Origin of the sequence: Rhodococcus sp. NPDC047139, from assembly GCF_040643435.1 — a bacterium.
Taxonomy (GTDB): domain Bacteria; phylum Actinomycetota; class Actinomycetes; order Mycobacteriales; family Mycobacteriaceae; genus Rhodococcus.
In genome coordinates this window covers 31,167-51,985 of record NZ_JBEYUH010000021.1, presented here as the reverse complement: position 1 = coordinate 51,985, position 20,819 = coordinate 31,167, and the positions used below count along the sequence as shown (strand labels likewise).

19 protein-coding genes, 1 tRNA gene and 1 other RNA gene are annotated in these 20,819 nt (G+C 66.8%); 9 read left to right on the top strand and 12 right to left on the bottom strand.

Annotated elements, in window-relative coordinates; genetic code table 11:
- The first annotated feature begins 73 nt into the window (after positions 1-73).
- Together ABZ789_RS20680 and ABZ789_RS20675 are read left to right on the top strand one after the other, a co-directional pair.
- Positions 74-1,801: an ABC transporter ATP-binding protein gene (locus ABZ789_RS20680; protein ID WP_358427836.1), complete on the top strand. Its 1,728-nt coding sequence runs from the start codon at positions 74-76 to the stop codon at positions 1,799-1,801.
- The gene (locus ABZ789_RS20675; protein WP_358427833.1) at positions 1,798-3,684 is read left to right on the top strand and encodes an ABC transporter ATP-binding protein; all 1,887 of its coding nucleotides are present in this window, start codon (positions 1,798-1,800) and stop codon (positions 3,682-3,684) included. The genes ABZ789_RS20680 and ABZ789_RS20675 overlap by 4 nt, the downstream gene beginning before the upstream one ends.
- A 40-nt stretch (positions 3,685-3,724) precedes the next feature.
- Here the strand turns inward: ABZ789_RS20675 and ABZ789_RS20670 are convergent, their stop codons facing one another.
- Complete coding sequence (locus ABZ789_RS20670) at positions 3,725-4,606, bottom strand: LysR family transcriptional regulator ArgP (protein WP_358427830.1); 882 nt, start codon at positions 4,604-4,606, stop codon at positions 3,725-3,727.
- 72 nt (positions 4,607-4,678) lie between these two features.
- Here ABZ789_RS20670 and ABZ789_RS20665 point away from each other — a divergent pair, with 72 nt between their 5' ends.
- Positions 4,679-5,281, top strand: a complete 603-nt coding sequence (locus ABZ789_RS20665) for a LysE/ArgO family amino acid transporter (RefSeq protein WP_358427827.1) — start codon at positions 4,679-4,681, stop codon at positions 5,279-5,281.
- Here ABZ789_RS20665 and ABZ789_RS20660 read toward each other — a convergent pair.
- Complete coding sequence (locus tag ABZ789_RS20660) at positions 5,268-6,164, bottom strand: cation diffusion facilitator family transporter (protein ID WP_358427896.1); 897 nt, start codon at positions 6,162-6,164, stop codon at positions 5,268-5,270. The genes ABZ789_RS20665 and ABZ789_RS20660 overlap by 14 nt on opposite strands.
- A gap of 36 nt (positions 6,165-6,200) precedes the next feature.
- Entirely contained in the window at positions 6,201-6,620 is a 420-nt protein-coding gene (locus tag ABZ789_RS20655; protein ID WP_358427824.1) for a pyridoxamine 5'-phosphate oxidase family protein, read from the bottom strand.
- Positions 6,621-6,736: 116 nt separating this feature from the next.
- On the opposite strand from ABZ789_RS20655, the gene ABZ789_RS20650 reads away from it, so the two are divergent.
- Positions 6,737-9,478 carry a calcium-translocating P-type ATPase, PMCA-type gene (locus ABZ789_RS20650; protein WP_358427821.1) on the top strand — a complete coding sequence of 914 codons (2,742 nt, stop codon included), beginning with the start codon at positions 6,737-6,739 and terminating at the stop codon, positions 9,476-9,478.
- Between the two features lie 75 nt (positions 9,479-9,553).
- Positions 9,554-10,813 carry a tRNA guanosine(34) transglycosylase Tgt gene (gene tgt, locus ABZ789_RS20645; RefSeq protein ID WP_358427818.1) on the top strand — a complete coding sequence of 420 codons (1,260 nt, stop codon included), beginning with the start codon at positions 9,554-9,556 and terminating at the stop codon, positions 10,811-10,813.
- Here tgt and ABZ789_RS20640 read toward each other — a convergent pair.
- From ABZ789_RS20640 to ABZ789_RS20620, 5 genes are all read right to left on the bottom strand, one after another.
- Positions 10,804-11,535: a queuosine precursor transporter gene (locus ABZ789_RS20640; protein ID WP_358427816.1), complete on the bottom strand. Its 732-nt coding sequence runs from the start codon at positions 11,533-11,535 to the stop codon at positions 10,804-10,806. The genes tgt and ABZ789_RS20640 overlap by 10 nt on opposite strands.
- Before the next feature lie 123 nt (positions 11,536-11,658).
- Entirely contained in the window at positions 11,659-12,384 is a 726-nt protein-coding gene (locus ABZ789_RS20635) for an RDD family protein (protein ID WP_358427813.1), read from the bottom strand.
- Positions 12,385-12,478: 94 nt separating this feature from the next.
- Entirely contained in the window at positions 12,479-13,399 is a 921-nt protein-coding gene (locus ABZ789_RS20630; RefSeq protein WP_358427810.1) for a hypothetical protein, read from the bottom strand.
- An 88-nt stretch (positions 13,400-13,487) separates the two neighbouring features.
- Complete coding sequence (gluQRS, locus tag ABZ789_RS20625) at positions 13,488-14,420, bottom strand: tRNA glutamyl-Q(34) synthetase GluQRS (RefSeq protein ID WP_358427807.1); 933 nt, start codon at positions 14,418-14,420, stop codon at positions 13,488-13,490.
- A 9-nt stretch (positions 14,421-14,429) separates the two neighbouring features.
- A complete protein-coding gene (locus ABZ789_RS20620) occupies positions 14,430-15,329 on the bottom strand; it encodes a LysR family transcriptional regulator (protein WP_358427804.1) in 900 nt (299 codons plus the stop codon).
- A 124-nt stretch (positions 15,330-15,453) separates the two neighbouring features.
- Between ABZ789_RS20620 and ABZ789_RS20615 the strand changes: the two genes are divergently transcribed.
- A complete protein-coding gene (locus tag ABZ789_RS20615; RefSeq protein ID WP_358427801.1) occupies positions 15,454-16,845 on the top strand; it encodes an MFS transporter in 1,392 nt (463 codons plus the stop codon).
- Entirely contained in the window at positions 16,842-17,579 is a 738-nt protein-coding gene (locus ABZ789_RS20610; RefSeq protein WP_358427798.1) for a 3-hydroxybutyrate dehydrogenase, read from the top strand. Before ABZ789_RS20615 ends, ABZ789_RS20610 begins: the two co-directional genes overlap by 4 nt.
- 49 nt (positions 17,580-17,628) lie before the next feature.
- Here ABZ789_RS20610 and ABZ789_RS20605 read toward each other — a convergent pair whose 3' ends face one another.
- Both ABZ789_RS20605 and ABZ789_RS20600 read right to left on the bottom strand, forming a co-directional pair.
- Complete coding sequence (locus tag ABZ789_RS20605; RefSeq protein WP_358427795.1) at positions 17,629-18,213, bottom strand: TetR/AcrR family transcriptional regulator; 585 nt, start codon at positions 18,211-18,213, stop codon at positions 17,629-17,631.
- Between the two features lie 57 nt (positions 18,214-18,270).
- Positions 18,271-18,930 (bottom strand): YoaK family protein, encoded by a 660-nt coding sequence (locus ABZ789_RS20600; RefSeq protein WP_358427792.1) that lies wholly within the window; start codon positions 18,928-18,930, stop codon positions 18,271-18,273.
- 141 nt (positions 18,931-19,071) lie between these two features.
- Between ABZ789_RS20600 and ABZ789_RS20595 the strand changes: the two genes are divergently transcribed.
- On the top strand, positions 19,072-20,115 hold the full coding sequence (locus tag ABZ789_RS20595) for a DUF1524 domain-containing protein (protein ID WP_358427789.1): 1,044 nt from the start codon (positions 19,072-19,074) through the stop codon (positions 20,113-20,115).
- A gap of 21 nt (positions 20,116-20,136) precedes the next feature.
- Here the strand turns inward: ABZ789_RS20595 and ABZ789_RS20590 are convergent, their stop codons facing one another.
- Together ABZ789_RS20590 and ABZ789_RS20585 are read right to left on the bottom strand one after the other, a co-directional pair.
- Positions 20,137-20,391, bottom strand: coding sequence for a hypothetical protein (locus tag ABZ789_RS20590; protein WP_358427786.1), 255 nt, complete (start codon positions 20,389-20,391; stop codon positions 20,137-20,139).
- A 103-nt stretch (positions 20,392-20,494) separates the two neighbouring features.
- A tRNA-Ser gene (locus ABZ789_RS20585) sits at positions 20,495-20,582 on the bottom strand.
- Positions 20,583-20,699: 117 nt separating this feature from the next.
- Here ABZ789_RS20585 and ffs point away from each other — a divergent pair.
- Positions 20,700-20,794: signal recognition particle sRNA small type (gene ffs / locus ABZ789_RS20580), an RNA gene on the top strand.
- The last annotated feature ends 25 nt before the right edge of the window (positions 20,795-20,819 follow it).

Genomic DNA, 20,819 nt, shown 5'->3' with positions numbered 1-20,819 from the left:
GGCCCGAGAGGGCACGTGGCCGCCCGCCCGTCCTCGAACGTCGCATTTCGGAGGCGCAGGTAGCGTTATGCCCATGTTGCTACGGCTGTTGCGCCGCTTCCTGGCGCCCTACCGGGGTGCCCTCGCGGGGGTCGTGCTCCTGCAGCTGGTCGCGACCGGGGGCATGCTCCTGCTTCCGAGCCTCAACGCCGACATCATCGACAACGGTGTGGCGACCGGCGACATCGACTACATCGTGCGAACCGGCCTGTTGATGCTCGCCATCACCGCTGTCGAGGTCGCCGCGGCGGTCGGCGCGGTCTATTTCGCGGCGCGCGCCGCGATGGGCTTCGGCCGCGACGTGCGGCTGGCGCTGGTCCGCAATGTCGGTCGATTCTCGGCGCGTGAGTTCGGAACCTTCGGTGCCCCCTCCCTGATCACCCGTAACACCAACGACGTGCAGCAGGTCCAGATGCTCGTACTGGTGACCTGCACCATCGTGGTGACTTCCCCGATCATGGGAATCGGTGGCGTGATCATGGCGCTGAGGGAGGACCCCGGAACGTCACTCGTGCTGGTCGTCGCAGTTCCGGTGCTGATCCTGACGATGGTCGCCCTGATCGCCCTGATGCTCCCGGGCTTCCGGGTCATGCAGAAGCGCATCGACTCGGTCAACCGGGTGCTGCGTGAGCAGATCACGGGTATTCGGGTGATCAGGGCCTTCGTTCGAGACGAGACGGAGAAGGCCCGCTTCGATCAGGCCAACGACGACCTCACCGCGACCGCCCTGCGAGTCGGGCGCGTGAACTCCGTGCTCTACCCCGCGGTGCTCCTGATCTCGAACGTGAGCACTGTGGCGGTGCTGTGGGTGGGCGGCCACCGCATCGACGCGGGAGCCATGCAGGTCGGCTCCATCACCGCGATGATCACCTACATCGCTCAGATCCTCATGGCGGTGCTCATGACGTCGTTCGTCGCCATCATGGCGCCGCGTGCCGCAGTGTGCGCCGAACGTATCCTCGCCGTCCTCGACACCGAACCGACGGTGGCTACACCCGCCCGAGCCGTACGCGACCTCCCTCCGCGCGTCACCCTCGAGCTGCGCGACGCCGGATTCTCCTATCCGGGTGCCGACGCCCCCGTGCTGAGCGGGGTGTCGTTCCGTGCCGCTCCCGGCTCCACCACCGCGATCATCGGCGGTACCGGATCGGGCAAGAGCACCTTGATGCGACTCGTACCGCGTCTGATCGACGTCACCGCCGGCCAGGTGCTCGTTGCCGGCGTCGATGTCCGGGCCCTCGATACCGCCGTGCTCAGGTCGCGGATCGCCGTGGTGCCCCAGAAGGCGTACCTGTTCTCCGGCACCATCGCCGACAACCTCCGTTACGGGCGCGCCGACGCCACCGACGACGAACTGTGGCACGCTCTCGAGATCGCGCAGGCCGCGGACTTCGTCAGCAAGAGCGAGGACGGGCTGAACACGGTTCTGTCGCAGGGTGGCACGACCGTGTCCGGCGGACAGCGGCAGCGACTCGCGATCGCCCGGGCCCTGGTCCGCCGCCCCGCGATCTATCTGTTCGACGACGCCTTCTCCGCGCTCGACCCGGCGACCGATGCCCGCCTGCGTGCCGCCCTCGAGCCCGAGACCCGCGACGCGTGCGTACTCATAGTCGCCCAGCGGGTGTCCACTGTGCAGGACGCCGATCGCATCGTCGTCCTCGACAACGGCATCATGGTCGACTCCGGGACGCATCTGGGACTGCTCGGCCGCTGCCGGACCTACTCGGAGATCGTCGAGTCGCAGAGGATGGCCACCGTATGACGACTCCGGAAGCGGCAGCGCCGTCACGTCTGCGCACCATCCGCCGAGTGCTCGGTCTGCTCCATCCGCACCGCTTCGCCGTCTACTCGGTCATACTCGCCGCCTTCCTCGGTGTCGTGAGCATGTCGGTGGCGCCCTTCGTGCTCGGTCGCGGTACCGACGTCATCTTCGACGGGGTCGTGGGCATGCAACTTCCCGCCGGCGTCTCCAAGGAGGAAGCCGTCGCCGGACTGCGCGCAAAGGGACGCGATCAGTTCGCCGACATGGTCTCCGGGATGGACGTGGTGCCGGGGATGGGCATCGATTTCCCGGCGCTGGGCCGGATCCTGGTCATCGTCCTCGCGCTGTACCTGCTCTCGTCCGGCCTGATCTGGGTAGCTGCCTACGGACTCAACGAGATCGTGCAGCGCGTCGTGCGCGACATGCGGTCGCGGGTCGAACGCAAGATCCATCGGCTGCCGCTGCGGTACTTCGACACCCACTCGCGTGGTGATCTGCTCAGCCGGGTCACCAACGACATCGACAACGTCTCCGCAGGCATGCAGGAGTCCATCTCCCAGCTCGTCCTCGCAGTGCTGACGCTGCTCGGTCTCGTGGTGATGATGCTGTTCATCTCGCCCCTGCTCGCCCTCGTGGCGATCCTGACCATCCCGGCGTCGGTGGTGGCGACAATGCTGATCGCGCGGCGCTCGCGCAAGCACTTCGCCGCGCAATGGGAGACGACCGGCAAGCTCAACGGGCAGATCGAGGAAGCCTTCACCGGGCACGAACTCATCACCGCCTACGGACGGACGGAAGAGGTGCAGCGGCGTTTCACCGAGACCAACGAGTCGCTGTACCAGGCCTCCTATCGGGCGCAGTTCGTCTCGGGCCTGGTCATGCCGTCCGTGACCTTCCTCGGCAACCTCGGGTACGTCGTGATCGCGGTGCTCGGCGGTCTGCGGATCGCGTCCGGAACTGCGACCCTCGGTGAGATCCAGGCGATGATCCAGTACTCGCGCCAGCTCGTGCAGCCCCTCGCGCAGATCGGGGCGATGGTCAACCTCCTGCAGTCGGCGTCGGTGTCGGCCGAGCGGGTGTTCGCGGTCTTCGACGAGCTGGAGGAGGAACCGGAGGTCCCCGCGCCGACGATGCCGTGGAGCCGGCACGGGCTCGTCGAGTTCGAGAACGTCGCCTTCTCCTACACACCGGATCGTCCGCTCATCGAGAACCTGTCGTTGCGGGCCGAACCGGGACAGATGGTCGCGATCGTCGGGCCCACCGGTGCCGGCAAGACCACCCTCATCAATCTGATCCTGCGGTTCTACGAAGTCGATGCGGGCCGGATCCTCGTGGACGGGGTGGACATCCGATCGATGTCCCGCGACGAACTGCGCTCACGCATCGGCATCGTCCTGCAGGACACGTGGTTGTTCGGCGGCACCATCCGCGAGAACATCGCGTACGGCAATCCGTATGCCACGGAGAACCAGATCATGTCCGCGGCCCGCATGAGCTATGTCGACCGTTTCGTGCGCGCCCTGCCGGACGGTTACGACACCGTCATCGATGAGGAGAACGGCAGTCTCAGTGCCGGTGAGCGTCAGCTCATCACGATCGCGCGGGCGTTCGTGTCCAAGCCGTCGATCCTGATCCTCGACGAGGCCACGAGTTCCGTCGACACTCGTACCGAGCTTCTCGTCCAGCAGGCCACTGCGCGGTTGCGCGACGATCGCACGAGTTTCGTCATCGCGCACCGTCTGTCCACCATCCGCAATGCGGACCGCATCGTCGTGATGGAGGACGGACGGATCGTCGAGCAGGGCACGCACGAAGGTCTGCTCGAAGCGGGGGGCGCGTACGCGCGGCTGTACGACGCGCAGTTCAAGGCACTCGTGGACTGAACGGGGGGCTGCGCGGTCGGTAGCGCGGGTGACCCGGCGGTCAGTGCAGCACTTCGCGGGCGGTGCGCCGTACCGCGTCGCTCAGGGCGTCGAGCACGGGTGAGTCCAGGCGCCACCGCTGCCAGTACAGCGGTACGTCGAGCGGGTCGTCCGGTGCCAGGGACACGAGATCGGTGGTGTCGGCGATGATCGCATCCGGCAGCATCGCCCAGCCCAGGCCCAGCCTGGCCGCGTCGACGAACTCGAGAGCGCCCGGAACGTAGTTGCGCGGTGGATTCGTCCGCCGGCGGGTCCGTCTGCGGACGAACCGGTCCTGCATGTCGTCCTTGCGGTCGAAGGCGAGCATCGGCGCTTCTCTCAGTTCGGTGGGAGTCATGCCCTCGGGGAACCACCGCTCGGCGAAGTCCACACTCGCCATGGCGTGATAGCGCATCGCGCCGAGCTTCTCGGATGTGCATCCTTGCACCGGTTCGGGGACGGAGGTCACCGCGGCCATCGCGGTGCCGTCGCGCAGGAGCTCCGTCGAGTGGAATTCGTCCTCGCGGTGCAGTTCGAACAGGGCGCGGTGCCGCACCGGCATTCGCGCCAGGGCGCGCAGCATCCAGGTGGACATCGAATCTGCATTGACGACAAGGGGAATCGTGGCGTAGTTACCCGTGTCGGCCCCGAGCCCGAGTTCTTCGGAAGCATCCTGTTCGAGCCTCGCGACCTGGCGTGCGAGTCGCATCACGACTTCTCCTGCCGGGGTCGCGCTGACGGGCCGTGCCCGCCGCAGCAGCACCTGACCGACATGCTGCTCGAGCGACTTGATGCGCTGACTCACCGCCGATGGTGTGATGCGGAGGACAGCAGCCGCGCCCTCGAAAGTGCCCTCGTCCAATACCGTTGAGAAAGTGCGGAGTTGAGCGAAGTCGAGATCCATATTAAGAAACTCTAATGTAGATTCAGCAAAATCAACTGTTCTTATCGCGGTCGCGTTCCTACCTTGGGTGTCATGTCACTCGTCGCCGCCGGATTCGTCACAGGTCTGTCCCTCATCGTCGCCATCGGCGCGCAGAACGCCTTCGTGCTGCGCATGGCCATCGCGCGACGACATGTGCTGCCCGTGATCGCGGTGTGCGCGGTGTCGGATGCGGTGCTCATCACGGCCGGCATCGCGGGTATCGCGACGATCCTCGACCTCGCGCCCGGTGCCATCGACGTCATCCGTTGGGCAGGAGCGGCTTTCCTCATCTGCTACGGACTCCTTGCGGCACGCCGGGCCTTGAAGCCGTCGGCATTGTCCGCCGCGCCGGGCGGAGCCGTCACCGTCGGTGCGGCGTTGCTGACCTGTCTCGCGTTGACCTGGCTCAACCCTCACACCTATCTCGACACCGTGCTCATGCTCGGATCGGTGGCCAATCACCACGGCGACCCCGGCCGATGGTGGTTCGGAGCCGGGGCGATCATCGCGAGCGTCGTGTGGTTCGTGGCGCTCGGCTACGGTGCCCGCTATCTGCGCGCGTGGTTCGCCGAGCCGCGCTCGTGGCGCATTCTCGACGGAGGCGTGGCAGTACTCATGCTCGGTCTCGGGGCCGGACTGGTCACCTCTGCTTGATCCTGCGGCCGCGCCTGCGTTCACGCTCGTCCGGGGTGCGCATGGGTTCGAGATGGCTGAACACCACGACACCGGGTAACGCCTCGGCGAGGTCATCCTCGATGGAGTCGAGCAGGTCGTGCCCTTCGCGCACCGTCCGGTCCCCCGGCACCTGCACGGTGAGGTAGACGAATCGCTGGCGTCCCGACTCCCGTGTGCGCGGCGGCATGATCGTCACCCGGCCCGGTTCCCGATAGCGATCGAGGACGGCGTTCACCGCGAGTACGTCCTCCTCGGGAAGGACGGCGTCGAGCATCCCGACGACCGCCTGCCGTACCAGTCCGAACCCGATCCGCAGGATGTTCAGCGCCACGAGGATGGCGACGATCGGGTCGAGAACGTTCCACCCCGACAGGGCGACCAGTGCGACACCGAGGAGGACGCCTGCCGATGTCCACACGTCGGTCAACAGATGCTTGCCGTCGGCGACCAGCGTGATCGACCGGTTCTTGCGCCCCTGCCGGATCAAGAACAGGCCCACCGCGAGATTGATCAGCGACGATCCGGCCGACAGCAGGAGACCGATCCCGGCCTCGGTCACCGGTTGAGGTGAGATCAGACGTTCGACCGACGTCCACAGGATCGCCGCCGCAGCGGCGAAGACCATCGTGCCCTCGACCGCGGCGGAGAGATACTCGGCTTTCCCGTGCCCGAAGTCGTGATTCTCGTCGGGGGGCTTCGCGGCCACTCGCAGTGCTGCTAAGCCGACGAGTGCCGCCACGAGATTGACCCCGGACTCGAGCGCGTCGGACAGCAGGCCCACCGATCCGGTGATCCAGGCCGCCACAGCCTTCAGGAACATCGTCGAGAGCGCGGCCGCCACCGACAGCAGCATGAACCGCATCAGCATGCGGTGCTGCCGCGCAGATGTCGTCACTGCTCAGTGTTCGACGAGAATGAGCCGCATCCCTGTGATCTCGTTGGCCGTCAGTTCGACATAGTCGAATTTCGGAGTGGGCACCCAGGGCATGAGTCCCAGCGCGTCGATCCTCGCCGCCTCCTCGAAACTCCGCAGGATCCGGGCGTAACCGTGCAGCACCACGCTCCAAGCGGAGTCCTCGCGGATCTCGTCGACCTGCAATGCGACCTCCGGATGCACTGCCATCTCGGAGAGCTTGCTACCCGCTCCACTGCGGAAGTACACCCTGCGCTCGTCGGTGACGAAGTTGACGGGGTAGATCTCCGGTCGCCCCTCCGCGACGGTGACCAGGCGACCGAGATTGCTCTTACCGAGCAGATCCCAGCACTGGTCCTCGTCGAGAGGGACGATGGGATCGTCGGTGTTCGGGTTCTCGCTCATCGCGCTCACTCCTCCGGGTCAGGGGCGCATCAAGCACATCACGAACCGGCTTCCCGCGCAGTGGAACGCTCCGGCGGCTACGGTGAAAACGGCTGATCGCCGAGTGAGGAGTATCGATGTCCGCACAGGCTCCCGCGACCACCTCGAGTTGGCACACCCGCGACGCGGTCGACGTGGCCGAGGCCTTCGCGGTCGATCCGGAACGAGGGTTGAGCGCGGAGGAGGTGGAGCGCCGCCGCAGCGAGTACGGCCCGAACCTGCTCGACGAGGCGAAACGGGTGCCGGCCTGGCGGCGGGTGCTCTCGTTGCTCGCCGACAGGATGACCCTCGTGCTCGTCGTGGCAGCGGTGGTCAGCGCCACCGTCTCGCGTGAATGGGAGACTCCGGTCGTCATCTTCGCGGTGATCGCGCTCAACACCGTGCTGAACTATGTGCAGGAATCCCGGGCCGAGAGCAGTCTGGCCGCCCTGAAGAAGATGTCGGTGTCCACCAGTCGGGTCCTGCGTGACGGACAGGGAACCGAGGTGCCGCGCGCCGACATCGTCCCGGGCGATGTCGTGCTCATGGAAGCCGGCGACACCGTCCCTGCCGACGGGCGCCTCGTCACCGCAGTCCGACTGCAGGTCGCCGAGGCCGCGCTCACCGGCGAATCCCAGCCGGTCGATAAACAGGTCGATGTGGTCGACGACCCGGATGCCCCGCTCGGTGACCGCTCCGACATGCTGTTCATGAACACCGAGATCACCCGCGGACGCGCCGCGATGATCGTCACCGGCACGGGCATGCGCACCGAGATGGGCGCCATTGCGACACTTCTCGGCTCGGCCGGCACCGAGCAGACACCACTGCAGCGACGTATCGGACAGCTCGCCCAGGCGCTGACGATCGTCGCGATCGTCACGGTCGCGGTGGTGTTCGTTCTCGGTCTGCTGCGGGGGCAGTCATGGTCCGAACTGCTCATCACCGCGGTATCGCTCGCCGTGGCGACGATTCCGGAGGGCCTGACGGCCGTGGTCGCCTTCACCCTCGCGATGGGAGCCTCCCGCCTCGCCGCTCGCGGCGCGATCGTCAAACGGCTTGCGGCGGTGGAGACCCTGGGCAGCACCACACACATATGTACAGACAAGACCGGCACCCTGACGCTCAACGAGATGACCGTGCAGCGACTGCTCGTGGCCGGTCGCGCCTTCCGCGTCACCGGCACCGGGTACGTCACCGACGGCAAGATTCTCGTCGGTGACGGTCTGCCGGCACCGGATTTCACGGACGCGCTGCTCGGGATGGGGCTGTGCAACGACGCGACCGTGCGGAACGGAGTACTCGTCGGAGATCCCACCGAGGGCGCCCTCGTGGTGCTCGCGGAGAAGGGTGGGATCGACGTCGAGGGCGCGCGTGCCGCGTTGAGCAGGATCGCGGAGGTGCCGTTCGACTCGGCTTACAAGTACATGGCCACCTTCCACACCCTTCCGGGCGGCGGCTACCGCTGCTTCGTGAAGGGTGCACCGGGTGTGCTCCTCGAGCGGGCCTCGTCGGTTGCGAGCCCCGAAGGCCCGGTGCCGCTCGACGAGGACACCAGGGCGCGGGCGCGGCGAGCCGTGGAGGAGCTGGCGTCGGAGGGTCTGCGCACACTCATGATCGCCGGCCGCGACCTCGATGCCGTTCCCCGCGGCGACACGGATGCGCTGCAGGAGAAGGTATCCGATCTGACGATCCACGCGATCGTCGGCATCGTGGATCCACCTCGGACCGAAGCGGAGGACGCCATCGCGGTCGCCCACGAGGCGGGGATCGCGGTGCACATGATCACCGGCGATCATCTGGTGACGGCCTCCGCGATTGCGAAAGAACTCGGAATCCGGGGGTCGGCGGCCTCCGGTGCGGATCTCGACGCGCTTTCCGATGCCGAACTGCGAGACCGTGCAAAGGAGTTCGGGGTGCTCGCTCGCGTGGCACCCGAACACAAGATCAGGTTCGTCGAAGCGCTGCAGGCCGACGGGCAGATCGTCGCGATGACGGGAGACGGCGTCAACGACGCCCCGGCTCTCGAACAATCGGATATCGGTGTCGCCATGGGCATCACCGGTACGGACGTCTCCAAGGGCGCCGCGGACATGATCCTCACGGACGACAACTTCGCCACCATCGTCGCCGCTGTCGCCGAGGGGCGCGGGATCTACGACAACATCATCAAGTTCGTGAAGTTCCAGCTGACGACCGCATGGGGCTTCGTCCTGATCTTCCTGGCGGCGGGTGTGTTCGGACTCGCCGGCGGTGCGCCTTTCAGTGCGCTGCAGATCCTGTGGGTGAACATCATCATGGACGGGCCGCCGGCGCTCGCACTCGGTGTCGATCCGGCCGCCCCCGACACGATGAAACGGCGGCCCCGCCCGGCGAACGAAGCCCTGCTCCAGCGCACGCGGGTGCAGCGCATCCTCGGACTCGGCATCGTGATGACGGTGGGCACCATCATGGTTCTGCGCTTCGGACCGGATCTGTTCCCCGAGAGCGCGTCGGACCCGCTGTTCGCCACCACGCTGGCGTTCACGACGTTCGTCTTCTACCAGGTGTTCAACCTGTTCAACGTGCGCTCGGAACTCGGCTCGGTGTTCTCCGCACAGACGTTCACCAACCACACGATCTGGATCGCGATCGGCGCTGTCGTCATCCTGCAGATCTGCGTGGTGCAACTCGGAGCCCTGCAGGGGCTCATGGACACGACCTCCCTCACGTCGGAGCAGTGGTTGCTCGCGGTCGCCGTCGGCTCGTCGGTGCTCTGGGTGGACGAGGCCGGCAAATTCGTGGCCAGGAGGCGCGAGGCGCGCAGAGCCGAACGGGCGGACACGACCCACCTCACCTGACGACCGGAGCGGTCGGTGTGCGGTCGCCGCCGCTGTGTTCGCGGTCTCTGTATACCGACGTGATTGGATACGCAGGTGACCGATCCCAGCATTCCGACCCCGCCCGACCCCTTCTTCACGGTCGACGCGCGCCTCGACAACGGACTCGGCCGCACAGGCACGATCCACACCCCCCACGGCGACATCCGTACCCCGGCCTTCATCCCGGTAGGGACGAAGGCGACCGTCAAGGCCGTGCTGCCCGAGACGATGGCCGAACTCGGCGCGCAGGCCCTGCTCGCCAATGCCTACCACCTGTACCTGCAGCCGGGCTCCGACATCGTCGACGAAGCCGGTGGGCTGGGGAAGTTCATGAACTGGCCCGGCCCGACCTTCACCGACAGCGGCGGATTCCAGGTCATGTCGCTCGGGGCGGGCTTCAAGAAGGTCATCGCGATGGAGTCCGTCGGCGTCCAGAACGACGACGTCATCGCCAAGGGCAAGGAACGGCTCGCCCACGTCGACGACGACGGGGTGACGTTCAAATCACATCTCGACGGATCGCGGCACCGATTCACTCCCGAGGTGTCGATGCGCATCCAGCACGAGCTGGGCGCCGACATCATGTTCGCCTTCGACGAGCTCACGACCCTGATGAACACCCGCGGTTACCAGGAACGCTCCCTCGAACGGACACAGGCGTGGGCGGTGCGGTGTATCGCCGAGCACGAGAAGCTCACCGCCGCGCGTGCCCACCGGCCCTACCAGGCGCTGTTCGGAGTCGTGCAGGGCGCCCAGTACGAGGATCTGCGTCGACAGGCCTGTCGCGGCCTCGAGTCCATCGTCGGTGAGACCGGCCGGGGATTCGACGGCTACGGCATCGGTGGTGCGCTCGAGAAGCACAACCTCGGCACGATCGTGCGGTGGTGCACCGAAGAGCTGCCCGAGCACAAGCCGCGGCACCTGCTGGGTATCAGCGAACCCGACGACGTCTTCGTCGCCGTCGAGCACGGCGTCGACACCTTCGACTGCGTCAACCCGTCGCGTGTCGCGCGCAACGCCGCCATCTACCGCCCGGACGGCCGGTTCAACATCAACACGAGCCGCTATCGTCGCGACTTCACACCGATCGACGAGAACTGCGACTGCTACACCTGTGCGAACTACACACGGGCGTACATCCATCACCTGTTCAAGGCGAAGGAGATGCTCGCCTCGACGTTGTGCACGATCCACAACGAGCGGTTCACCGTTCGGCTCGTCGACGACATCCGGACGAGCATCGAGAACGGCACCTTCGCCGAGTTCAAGGCCGAGACCCTGGGCAGGTTCTATGCGAGCCGCCGTCAGGCGTAGGACGGTTCGCGCTTCTTGACGTATGCGATCACGCGGTAGGTCACCGGGAGCACCACGATCTCGACCAGCGTCTTCCACAGGAATCCGACGAGCACGAAGTTGACGAACTCGGCCCACGTCGTGATCCCGATGACGCCCGCCGCGATCGAGCAGAAGATGAGGGTGTCGGCGAACTCACCGACGACGGTCGATCCGATCAGGCGCGCCCACAGGTACTTCTCCCGGGTGCGTTCCTTGATGCGGACGAGAACATACGAGTTGAGCAGCTGCCCGACCGCATATCCGGCGAGCCCTGCGAGCAACATCCGGGGCACCACCCCGAGCACGTTCTCGAAGGATTCCTGGCCGGTGTAGAAATCGGCCGGGGGAAGCTGCTGCGTGAGCCAGAAGCACAGCGCCGAAAGCGCGACCGCGCCGAACCCGTAGAGGACCGCCCGACGGGTGGCCGCGAAGCCGTAGACCTCGCTGAGCACGTCGCCGAGGATGTAGGCGAGAGGGAACAGGAAGAATCCGCCGTCGGTGATGATCGGCAGGATCTGCAGCGGACCGAAGCCGAGCTCCGCGTCGGTGAAGAAGGCGATGCCCTTCGTCGCGGAGATATTGGAGATCATCAGTACCGCGGTGAACAGGACGACGATCCCCGTGTACGGGCTGCGGCTCACGCGCGCGAAGGCTGCGTGGTCGAAGCGGGCGGGGGAGATGTTCGGTCCGTGCTCGGTCACCCGGCCATCCAAACATCACCACGCGGCGATCACGAAGTCGTGAACGCCCTCTACGACGCGAATCACCCCATATGCGACGAACGGGCTCCGCCCTGGAGGCGGAGCCCGCGAACGCTCGGGATATCAGGACTTGCGGACCCGGGTGCCACCGGCGAACTTGTCGTGGAAACCCTGCTTGTCGGCATCCTGCTCGATGGTGACCGCGATACCGACGTATGCGGCGAGCGACAGCAGAGTGGTGAGCAGGCCCAGCAGCGGGATGCCGGAGAAGATCTGCAGCGCGACGAATGCGTTGCGCTTGGCGGCCTGCTCGAGGGTGGGGTTGCCGCCGCCGGGAGCGACGACCGACAGCCCGAGGATCTTCTTGCCGATGGTCGCGCCCTGGGTGGACTCCATGTACGTCCAGTAACCGAAGGCGACGACACCGCTGACGACCGTCATGAAGAACTCCACGAAGCCGCTTCCGCCGCTCGCGAGGAGCATGATGCCGGTCAGGATCCCCATCGGGATGCCGACGATCAGGCCGTCGATGAGGCGGGCACCGAGGCGCGGCAGCAACTGGCCGGGTGTCCCGGCGCCGAAGTTCGGATCCGGGCCGGGGAATCCCGGAGGGCCGCCGAAGGGCGCGCCGTACTGATTCCCCTGCGGTGCCCCGTACTGGGGTGCGCCGTACTGCGGTGCCCCGTACTGGGGTGCGCCGTTCTCCGGTGCTCCGTACTGGGGTGTGCCGTACTGCGGGAACTGCTGGGTGTAGTCGGGCGGGTTGGTGCCGTACGAGGGGGCACCGCCCGGGTAGCCGCCCGGCGTCCGGGGGTCCTGTTGCGGGGGTGGATAGCCACCAGTGGTCACTTATGTCTCCCTTGTCACGATCGGCATGGCAACGCGCCACGGTACAGCCTTCCGTGGCGCGTCGGTACATGCCGCCGCGGGGGCGGGCATCCGATCAGGCGGCTACGGGACCGCCTGTGGTGACGCGATACGCATAAGTGACAGCGATGATCGAGACCGGCACGGTGACCAGCAGACCGACCAGGCACAGGAGGAAGCCGACGATGTTGATGCCCAGCAGTGCGAGAGCGAGCAGGAACAAGGTGCCTGCATTCGACCGGACGGCGTTGATACTCGACTTGATCGCGGTGATCGCATCCTGATTGCGGTCGATGACGAATTGCATCGTCCACCAGGTGAAGAAGGCGAAAGCCAGGCCGGGCAGGATGCACAGAACCAGACCGATCGAGGTACCGATGGCCACGAGAAGGCCGGCGAGGATGATTGCCCCGATCGGACCGAGTTGGAGGAAGGTGCCGAAAGCGGGCCGCTGCCCGTCGATCTCGCTCAGGGCGCCACGCACGAAGGCCGCCTGGATCAGATAGCCCACGATTGCCGAGACGATGCTCCCGATGAAGCTCAGCAGGGTGAAGTCTGTCGTCTCGGTCGTGATCTCGAATCCGTTGAAGATGCCGCTGATCAGAGCCTGCACGACCAATGCGATGAGCATGAAGACGATCCACACGCCCGCATTCCCGCTGAATTTCGACCAGCCGTAGGAGATCGCGTCGCCCACACTCAACCGGTAAGGGGCCGGGCCGCCGAAACTGCCGGTGTCGTCGATACCGGGCGGTGGTGGATAACCACCCGAAGGTGGCGGCGGGTAGCTGCCGGGGGGTGGATAGCTGCCGGGCGGTGGGTAGTTTCCGCCCGTCGGCGGGTAATCGCCGCTGGGCGGGGGATAGCTACCCGGTGGCGGGGGATAGCTGCCCGGCGGGGGAGTACTACCACCCGAGGGCGGCGGATGGCCGCCGGGCGGCGGAGTGCCGCCCGGGCTCTTCGGATCCTGGTTCGGGTCGTAACCACCGGTGGTCATGGCTGGCCTCTCGTCTCCGGGACCGGGCACCTTCCGAGACAGTACGTGCAGCACGCCGGATCCGTAGGCGCTATGTCTGCATCGTGTCCTATCGGATGCTTTCCGGCGTGGTCGCGAACACCCACGGATCGCGCGGCAGGCGCGTGGGGTCCCAGCGGTCCAGCAGCAGTTCCATCGATACGGGCTCACCGGGGTCCGCGAGCCGCAGCGACACCGCGATCGTGCCGAGCACGTCCGCCGCTGTGTGACCGAGCGCGAGTTGATCGGCCAGCGTCACCGCGCCGTCCCTCTTGGCCAGCCGCTTTCCCTCGTGATTGAGGGCGAGCGACACGTGCGCGTACACGGGCTCCGGGAGTCCGAGGAGATGGGCGAGGTAGGCCTGCCGCGGGGCGGATGTGAGCAGATCGTCGCCGCGTACCACCTGGTCGATGCCCTGCTCGGCATCGTCCACGACGACGGCGAGGTTGTACGCCGGCGTTCCGTCGTTACGGCGCAACACGAGATCGTCGACGATGCCCGTGAAATCGCCGTGCAGCAGGTCGTGGACGGTGAACCACTCCTCGTCGGCCCGAAGTCGGATCGCAGGGGTGCGGCCGGAGGCCAGACGTTCGGCTCGCTGCTCGTCGGTGAGGTTCCGGCAGGTACCCGGATACGCGCCCGCAGGAGCGTGGGGGGCGGAGGTGGCCTCGAGAATTTCCCGGCGGGTGCAGAAGCACTCGTACGTCAGGCCGGCGTGCTCCAGACGAGCGATCGCCTCGTCGTACAGGCGGCGACGCCGGGACTGGTGGACTACTCGACCGTCCCAATCGAGGCCGATCGCTGCGAGATCGGCGAGCTGGCGCTGCTCCGCGCCGGGGCGCACTCGGTCGAGATCCTCGACGCGCACCACGAAGCGACGGTTCGTCGACCGCGCGAACAGCCACGCCAGCACAGCGGTCCGCAGATTGCCGAGATGCAGATCGCCGGAAGGGCTCGGTGCGAATCGCCCCGCTCCTGCTCCCTCCTCGCCCGAAAGTGACACCCGTGCACTCTATCGAGCGAACCCGAGGAGCATCGCCCGCTGGGCGTGGACGACCTCCCGTAGAGCTGAGACCACGGCGGCGACCTCGGGGCGCCGCAAAGTCTCGGGGCGGGAGACCAGCCAGTAGGACAGACGCGCCTGGACGTCGTCGGGCAGCACCCGGACGAGGTCGGGGTGACGGTCGGCCATGAAACACGGCAGCAGCCCGAGTCCTCCGGCTGCGCGGGTCGCCTCGACGTGCACGAACACGTTCGTCGAACTGATCGAGTCCTGCATGTCGGGGGCGATGCGGCGCGCGACGTCGAGCTCGTCGACCTGCAGCATCGAGTCGATGAAGTACACGAGTGCGTGATCGCGCAGGTCGCGAACCGACGACGGGGAGGCATGCGCGGCGAGATAGTCGCGCGAGCCATACAGACCCAGGTGGTAATCGGCCAGGCGGTGCGCTTCGGCCCGATGCACCTGTGGTCTTCCCACAACCACCTCGATGTCCATGCCGGACCGTTGCTGTGAGGCGCGTCGTGTGGTGGCGACGATCTCGACGGAGATGCCCGGATGACGTTGCCGGACGAGGGCGCCTGCGGGCGCAGCGATATAGGCGCTGAAGCCGTCGGTGGCCGAGACCCGCACGACGCCCTCGAGTCGGTGCTCCCCGTGCGGGTTCCTCAACCGTCCGACGGCGGCTTCGATGTGTTCGGCAGCGCTCAGGGCTTCGCGCCCGAGATCGGTCAGCTCCCATCCACCGGCCGACCGTGTGAGCACGCGTCCGCCGAGGCTTTGTTCGAGCGCGGAGATTCTCCGGGAGACGGTGGTGTGGTTGACGCCGAGGTCGTCCGCTGCGCTGGTGAACCTGCCGCTGCGCCCGACCGCGAGCAGGATGAGCAGGTCGTCGGCCGACGGCACGTTCATGTGTGCATTCTTGCAGATCGAATGTGCGAATCGCGTCATTGTGGTCGCATATGTGCGCATCCATACTTCGGCATATGCGTTTGCAAGTGTTCCCCGTCACACATCGTCCCGGGAGGTTGCAGCAATGAGCGTCGAACAGGCACGAACAGACGAGCCGGAGAGTTCACCGTCGGCGTTGCGGAGGGTCGTCGGCGCGTCCATGGCAGGCACCGTCGTCGAGTGGTACGAGTTCTTCCTCTACGGAACGGCCGCCACCCTCGTCTTCGCCAAGGTCTTCTTCCCCGAAGGGGGCAACGAGCTCGACGCGATCATCGCGGCCTTCGTCACCTACGCGGTGGGCTTCGTTGCCCGTCCGCTCGGCGGTATCGTCTTCGGCCACTTCGGTGACCGGTTCGGACGCAAGCAACTGCTGCAGACCAGCCTCATCATGGTCGGAGTCGCGACCTTCCTCATGGGTTGCCTTCCGACCTTCGGTTCGATCGGGTACTGGGCACCGGCCCTGCTCGTGACCCTCCGGTTCATCCAGGGTTTCGCGGTCGGCGGGGAGTGGGGCGGTGCTGTGCTGCTGGTCGCCGAGCACAGCCCCAACCGGTCGCGCGCGTTCTGGGCGTCGTGGCCGCAGGCCGGCGTGCCGATGGGCAATCTCCTCGCGACGATCGTGCTGCTCGTCCTCACCACGACACTGCCCGAATCCGCCTTCCTGTCGTGGGGCTGGCGCGTCGCTTTCTGGCTCTCCGCGGTCATCGTGCTGATCGGTTACTACATCCGTACCAAGGTCACCGATGCCCCGATCTTCCTCGAGGCGCAGAAGGAGGCCGACAAGCTGAAGGAGACCTCGTTCAACGTCTTCGAGGTGCTCAAGCGTTATCCGCGCGGCGTGTTCACCGCCATGGGCCTGCGGTTCGCAGAGAACGTCATGTACTACCTCGTCGTCACCTTCTCGATCACCTATCTGAAGGTCGTCGTCGGTGCCGACACCAGCCACATCCTGTGGTGGATGCTCGTCGCGCACGCCGTGCACTTCGCAGCCATCCCCGTGGTCGGTCGGCTCTCGGACACATTGGGTCGCAAGCCCGTCTACGCGGTCGGTGCCGTCACCGCCGGTGCCTGGGGCTTCTTTGCCTTCCCTCTGATGGATACCGGCAACAGCGCGCTGATCGTCTCGGCGATCGTGATCGGCCTCGTCTTCCACTCGTTCATGTACGCCGGTCAGCCCGCGATCATGGCGGAGATGTTCCCGACCCGCATGCGGTACTCGGGCGTCTCTCTTGGCTACCAGGTGACGTCGATCGTCGCCGGCTCGCTGGCCCCGATCATCGCGACGAGTCTGCTCAGCCGCTTCGACTCGTCGGTTCCGATCTCCTTCTACCTGCTCGCCTCGTCTCTGATCACCATCGTTGCGGTCGTCGTGGCCCGCGAGACGAAAGGCATCTCGCTGCGCGACGTCGATGCGGCGGACGCGGCGGCCGTGGCACAGGAGAAGGCCGGCGGCGAGGGCACAAGGGTCTCGGCATGAGGGCGCGCACCGCACTCGTGACGGGTGGTGCCGGCGGCATCGGCGCCGCCTGTGCCCGGGCGCTGGCCCGGCAGGGAGTCCACGTGACCGTCGCGGATGTCGACGAAGCTTCCGCGAAGGCCGTCGCCCACGAGATCGGAGGAGTCGCCTGGGGGGTGGACCTGCTCGACACCGACGGGCTCGACGGACTCCGGTTCGATGTCGACATCCTTGTCAACAACGCCGGCATCCAGGTGGTGCGGCCGGTGGAGGACTTCGCCCTGGCCGACTTCCGCCGCATCCAGACCCTGATGGTCGAAGCGCCCTTCCTGCTCGTGAAGGCCGCCCTGCCCGGCATGTACGACCGGGGCTTCGGCCGGATCGTGAACATCTCGTCGGTTCACGGACTACGGGCGTCGGCCTTCAAAGCCGGCTACGTCACCGCCAAGCACGGACTCGAAGGGCTCTCGAAGGTCGTCGCTCTCGAGGGCGGTCCGCAGGGTGTGACGAGCAACTGCATCAATCCCGGTTACGTGCGCACGCCGCTCGTGGAACGGCAGATCGCGGAACAGGCACGCGCTCATGCCGTTCCGGAAGATCGTGTGCTGTCCGACGTGCTTCTCACCGAGCAGGCCGTCGCCCGGCTCGTCGAGCCCGAAGAGGTGGCCTCCCTCGTATCCTGGCTCGCCTCGGACGAGGCGGGGATGGTCACCGGAGCGTCCTACACGATGGACGGAGGATGGTCCGCCCGCTGATCATCGGCGTCCTCCTGACCCGCGTCCCGAATGCTGTACGGGGCGCGGGTCAGTGTGCGTCCGCGCCGTCGAGAGCGAGCTGGACCTGGGTGTGCAGAGCGTGGGTGAGATATTCGCGCGGGTAGAGCTCGGGGCCGGCCGCCGCATCGAGCGCGAGCCCGTTGGCCGCCGAGAGCAGCAGCGCGGCGCGGGTCTCCGCGTCGGGCGTCCCCGCACGGATCAATACGCGTGCTATGCCCGTGCGGATCGTGAACGACGTCGCGGTTCGGATGGCGCTCAGGGAGGGGGAGGTGATGGCCCGCACGGTGAACGCCGACATCACGTGGACCTCGCTGCCCCGCTCCTCGTCGAGCGGGAGCAGTTGACTGAGCGCGGAGAACAAGGTGCGTGCCGGATCGATGTCCGGATCGACGTTGGTCAGGCGGGTCAGCACACGGTCCGAGAGGGTGCGGAAGGAATACGCGAGCATCTCGTCCTTCGTGGGGAAATGATGCTGTACCGCCCCGATCGAGACACCCGCCTCGTTCGCGACCTCACGCACGCTCGCGGCGTCGAGACCGTTTCGCGCAGCCACCTCGAGCAGTGCTGCAGCAAGCCTGGTGGGGCTGGTGGTGACATAGGGGCGCGTGCGCATGGATGCACCGTAACCGAGCCCTCGACCGTACGAATGTACGGGAGTTGTGAATCACACTCAGTCGGAAAGTTCGTGTTCGGAGAGGAACCGCACGGCCACGGTCATCGCAGCGGCGAACACCGCAGCGATCCACAGCGCATGCAGGCCGAACACGTGGTGGGCGAGCGCGCCGAGAACGGCGCCGGTCACCAGCCCGCTCCACAAGCCCAGAAACGGCAGCCAACTCCACCGCGGGCCTCCGAAGAATGCCGCCACGAGTCGCTGCCCGATCTTGACCAGAGCTCCTGTCATGTAGGTGAGCGCGACGGTCGTTTCGCCCTGCCGCTGGAACACCGCGTTCTCGGTTCCCATCGCCGCAGTCATCGCGGCCACTGCGATCGGTGTCCAACCCGCGAGGGTGGCAGCGGCGCCGATCGTCAGCAGTGCCGTCACCGTCGCAAGGACCGCGGTCTTGCGGGTGCGCCGGTCGCGGCCGGTCAGTTCCGTCACCACGCTGCCGAGCATCACCCCGAGTACGAACAGGGCTGTCACGCCGCCGATCAAGGCCACCGTTTCCCACGCACCGTCGGCGGCTCCGACCGAAAGGCGAGTGGAGTTTCCGCTCATGAACGAGACGAAGACCCCGCCGAGCGTGATGAAGCCCAGCGCGTCGACGAACCCTGCGAGAGAGGACAGGGCGATCGCGAGACCTTGCAACTGCCTGCCGTAACCGACCACAGGACGATAGTAGGAATCGTCCCCGTCACCGTGGGCCGACTGCGACAGCGCAGGGTGGTTACCTCCTGTAACGACAGGATGCCGGAGTCGCGATGAACAAGCGGAGCCGACCGGCACCCGACGTTCTCAGGAGTTCTCTCGATGTCCTTGCCCCGCTTGTCCTCCCGGCTGTCCACGCTTGTCGTCGCGACGGTCGCGGGCCTGACCCTCGCCGGATGTGATGCGGCCGTCGAGGACACGCCGCCCGCACCGGCGGTGAGCGCCGAACGATCCCCGGCGCCCCGGCCGGAGTCCTCCCCGACGACCGCCTCGCCCACCACGACGTCGCCCGCCTCCGCAGGCGCGCCGAACCCTGCGGGACAGACCGCATCGGCGGCTTCGTCGGAGGCTCTGGCCCGGCTCGCGACGCTGCCGATCAAGGGACGGGCACCGAAGACCGGATACGACCGCGATCTGTTCGGCCAGGCCTGGAGCGACGACGTGTCCGTGGAGTTCGGGGGCAACGGCTGCGACACCCGCAACGACATCCTGCGGCGCGACCTCGTCGACATCGTCTACAAGCCGGGTACTCGCGACTGCGTCGTGGCTTCGGGCACCCTCGACGACCGGTACACCGGGACGACGATTGCCTTCACGCGCGGCCAGGACACTTCGTCGGCAGTCCAGATCGACCATGTGGTGGCACTGTCGGACGCGTGGCAGAAGGGCGCTCAGCAACTCGACGCCGGAACCCGCGCCGATTTCGCCAACGACCCGCGCAACCTCCAAGCGGTGGACGGTCCGGCGAATCAGCAGAAGGGTGACGGAGACGCTGCTACCTGGCTGCCGCCGAATCGCGCCTATCGCTGCACCTATGTCGCCCGGCAGATCGAGGTCAAGGCGATCTACGGGCTGTGGGTGACGCAGGCCGAGCACGACGCGATGGCCCGGGTCCTCACCGAATGCGGCGGCGGGATTCCTGCTGCCGCGACCACCACGAATACGCCGGCTCCTGCCCCCGAGCCCGCTCCGGCACCTGCTCCGGCGCAGCCGGAACCCCTGGCACCGGCACCATCCGCCCCGGCCGAGGTGTACTTCGAGAACTGTGCGGCGGCCCGGGCCGCCGGGGCGGCGCCGCTGTATGCCGGACAGCCCGGTTATCGCCCGAAGATGGACGGCGACGGGGACGGCGTCGCCTGCGAGTAGTGCTTCGCCGTGATCGTTCGGTCAACCGAAACGGTCGGTGAGATTGCGGCGCATCCGATGGAGATCGCGGAGTTGGGCGGCCAGTCGTTCGCCTTCCGCATCGAACCGCCGCGCCCGGTCCACGGCTCCCACCCGATGCTCGGCCCGAGCCTTCTGCCCGACCTTGTCGATGGCCGCAGAGACGTCGTCGATCTCCCGGTCGAGCATGTCCACCCAGACCGAAGCCTGTTCGTGATCGGCCTTGCCGGCGAGCGTGAAATCGTCGTCCGCGGTCACGAGGAAATCGTGCCCGAGATCGGCCGGGCGCGCGCACGGTCGGGGCCTCGAGGGCCGAAAAAGCAGGAAACCCGTGGGACGTTGCTGCGTCCCACGGGTTCCGTGGCGGAGGATAGGGGATTTGAACCCCTGAGGGCGTTAACCCAACCCGCGTTCCAGGCGAGCGCCATAGGCCACTAGGCGAATCCTCCGTGGGGAAGCATACCGAATGGCTGCCCGAAGTTACCAAACGGGCAGGTCGCCCCGGGATTCCGCGCGCTACTCGGGGGTGGGTTCGCCGCTGCGGGGTGTGGTCCTCTACACTTGCCGATGGATCCCGCGCGGCGCGCATCCTGTGAACTCCCCCAGGGCCGGAAGGCAGCAAGGGTCAACGGGCTCTGCCGGGTGCGCGGGGTCCTCTTATATTCCGCCGATGCCCGTGTCGCCGT

Bases quoted from the DNA above. Each gene is read 5' to 3' on its own strand.
- ABZ789_RS20675 (WP_358427833.1), top strand. From the start codon at position 1,798: ATGACGACTCCGGAAGCGGCAGCGCCGTCACGTCTGCGCACCATCCGC.
- ABZ789_RS20605 (WP_358427795.1), bottom strand. From the start codon at position 18,213: ATGCGCACGCGCCCCTATGTCACCACCAGCCCCACCAGGCTTGCTGCA.
- ABZ789_RS20630 (WP_358427810.1), bottom strand. From the start codon at position 13,399: ATGACCACCGGTGGTTACGACCCGAACCAGGATCCGAAGAGCCCGGGC.
- ABZ789_RS20655 (WP_358427824.1), bottom strand. From the start codon at position 6,620: ATGAGCGAGAACCCGAACACCGACGATCCCATCGTCCCTCTCGACGAG.
- ABZ789_RS20665 (WP_358427827.1), top strand. From the start codon at position 4,679: ATGTCACTCGTCGCCGCCGGATTCGTCACAGGTCTGTCCCTCATCGTC.
- ABZ789_RS20650 (WP_358427821.1), top strand. From the start codon at position 6,737: ATGTCCGCACAGGCTCCCGCGACCACCTCGAGTTGGCACACCCGCGAC.
- ABZ789_RS20610 (WP_358427798.1), top strand. From the start codon at position 16,842: ATGAGGGCGCGCACCGCACTCGTGACGGGTGGTGCCGGCGGCATCGGC.
- ABZ789_RS20615 (WP_358427801.1), top strand. From the start codon at position 15,454: ATGAGCGTCGAACAGGCACGAACAGACGAGCCGGAGAGTTCACCGTCG.
- ABZ789_RS20620 (WP_358427804.1), bottom strand. From the start codon at position 15,329: ATGAACGTGCCGTCGGCCGACGACCTGCTCATCCTGCTCGCGGTCGGG.
- ABZ789_RS20670 (WP_358427830.1), bottom strand. From the start codon at position 4,606: ATGGATCTCGACTTCGCTCAACTCCGCACTTTCTCAACGGTATTGGAC.
- ABZ789_RS20680 (WP_358427836.1), top strand. From the start codon at position 74: ATGTTGCTACGGCTGTTGCGCCGCTTCCTGGCGCCCTACCGGGGTGCC.
- ABZ789_RS20595 (WP_358427789.1), top strand. From the start codon at position 19,072: ATGTCCTTGCCCCGCTTGTCCTCCCGGCTGTCCACGCTTGTCGTCGCG.
- ABZ789_RS20660 (WP_358427896.1), bottom strand. From the start codon at position 6,164: ATGCGGTTCATGCTGCTGTCGGTGGCGGCCGCGCTCTCGACGATGTTC.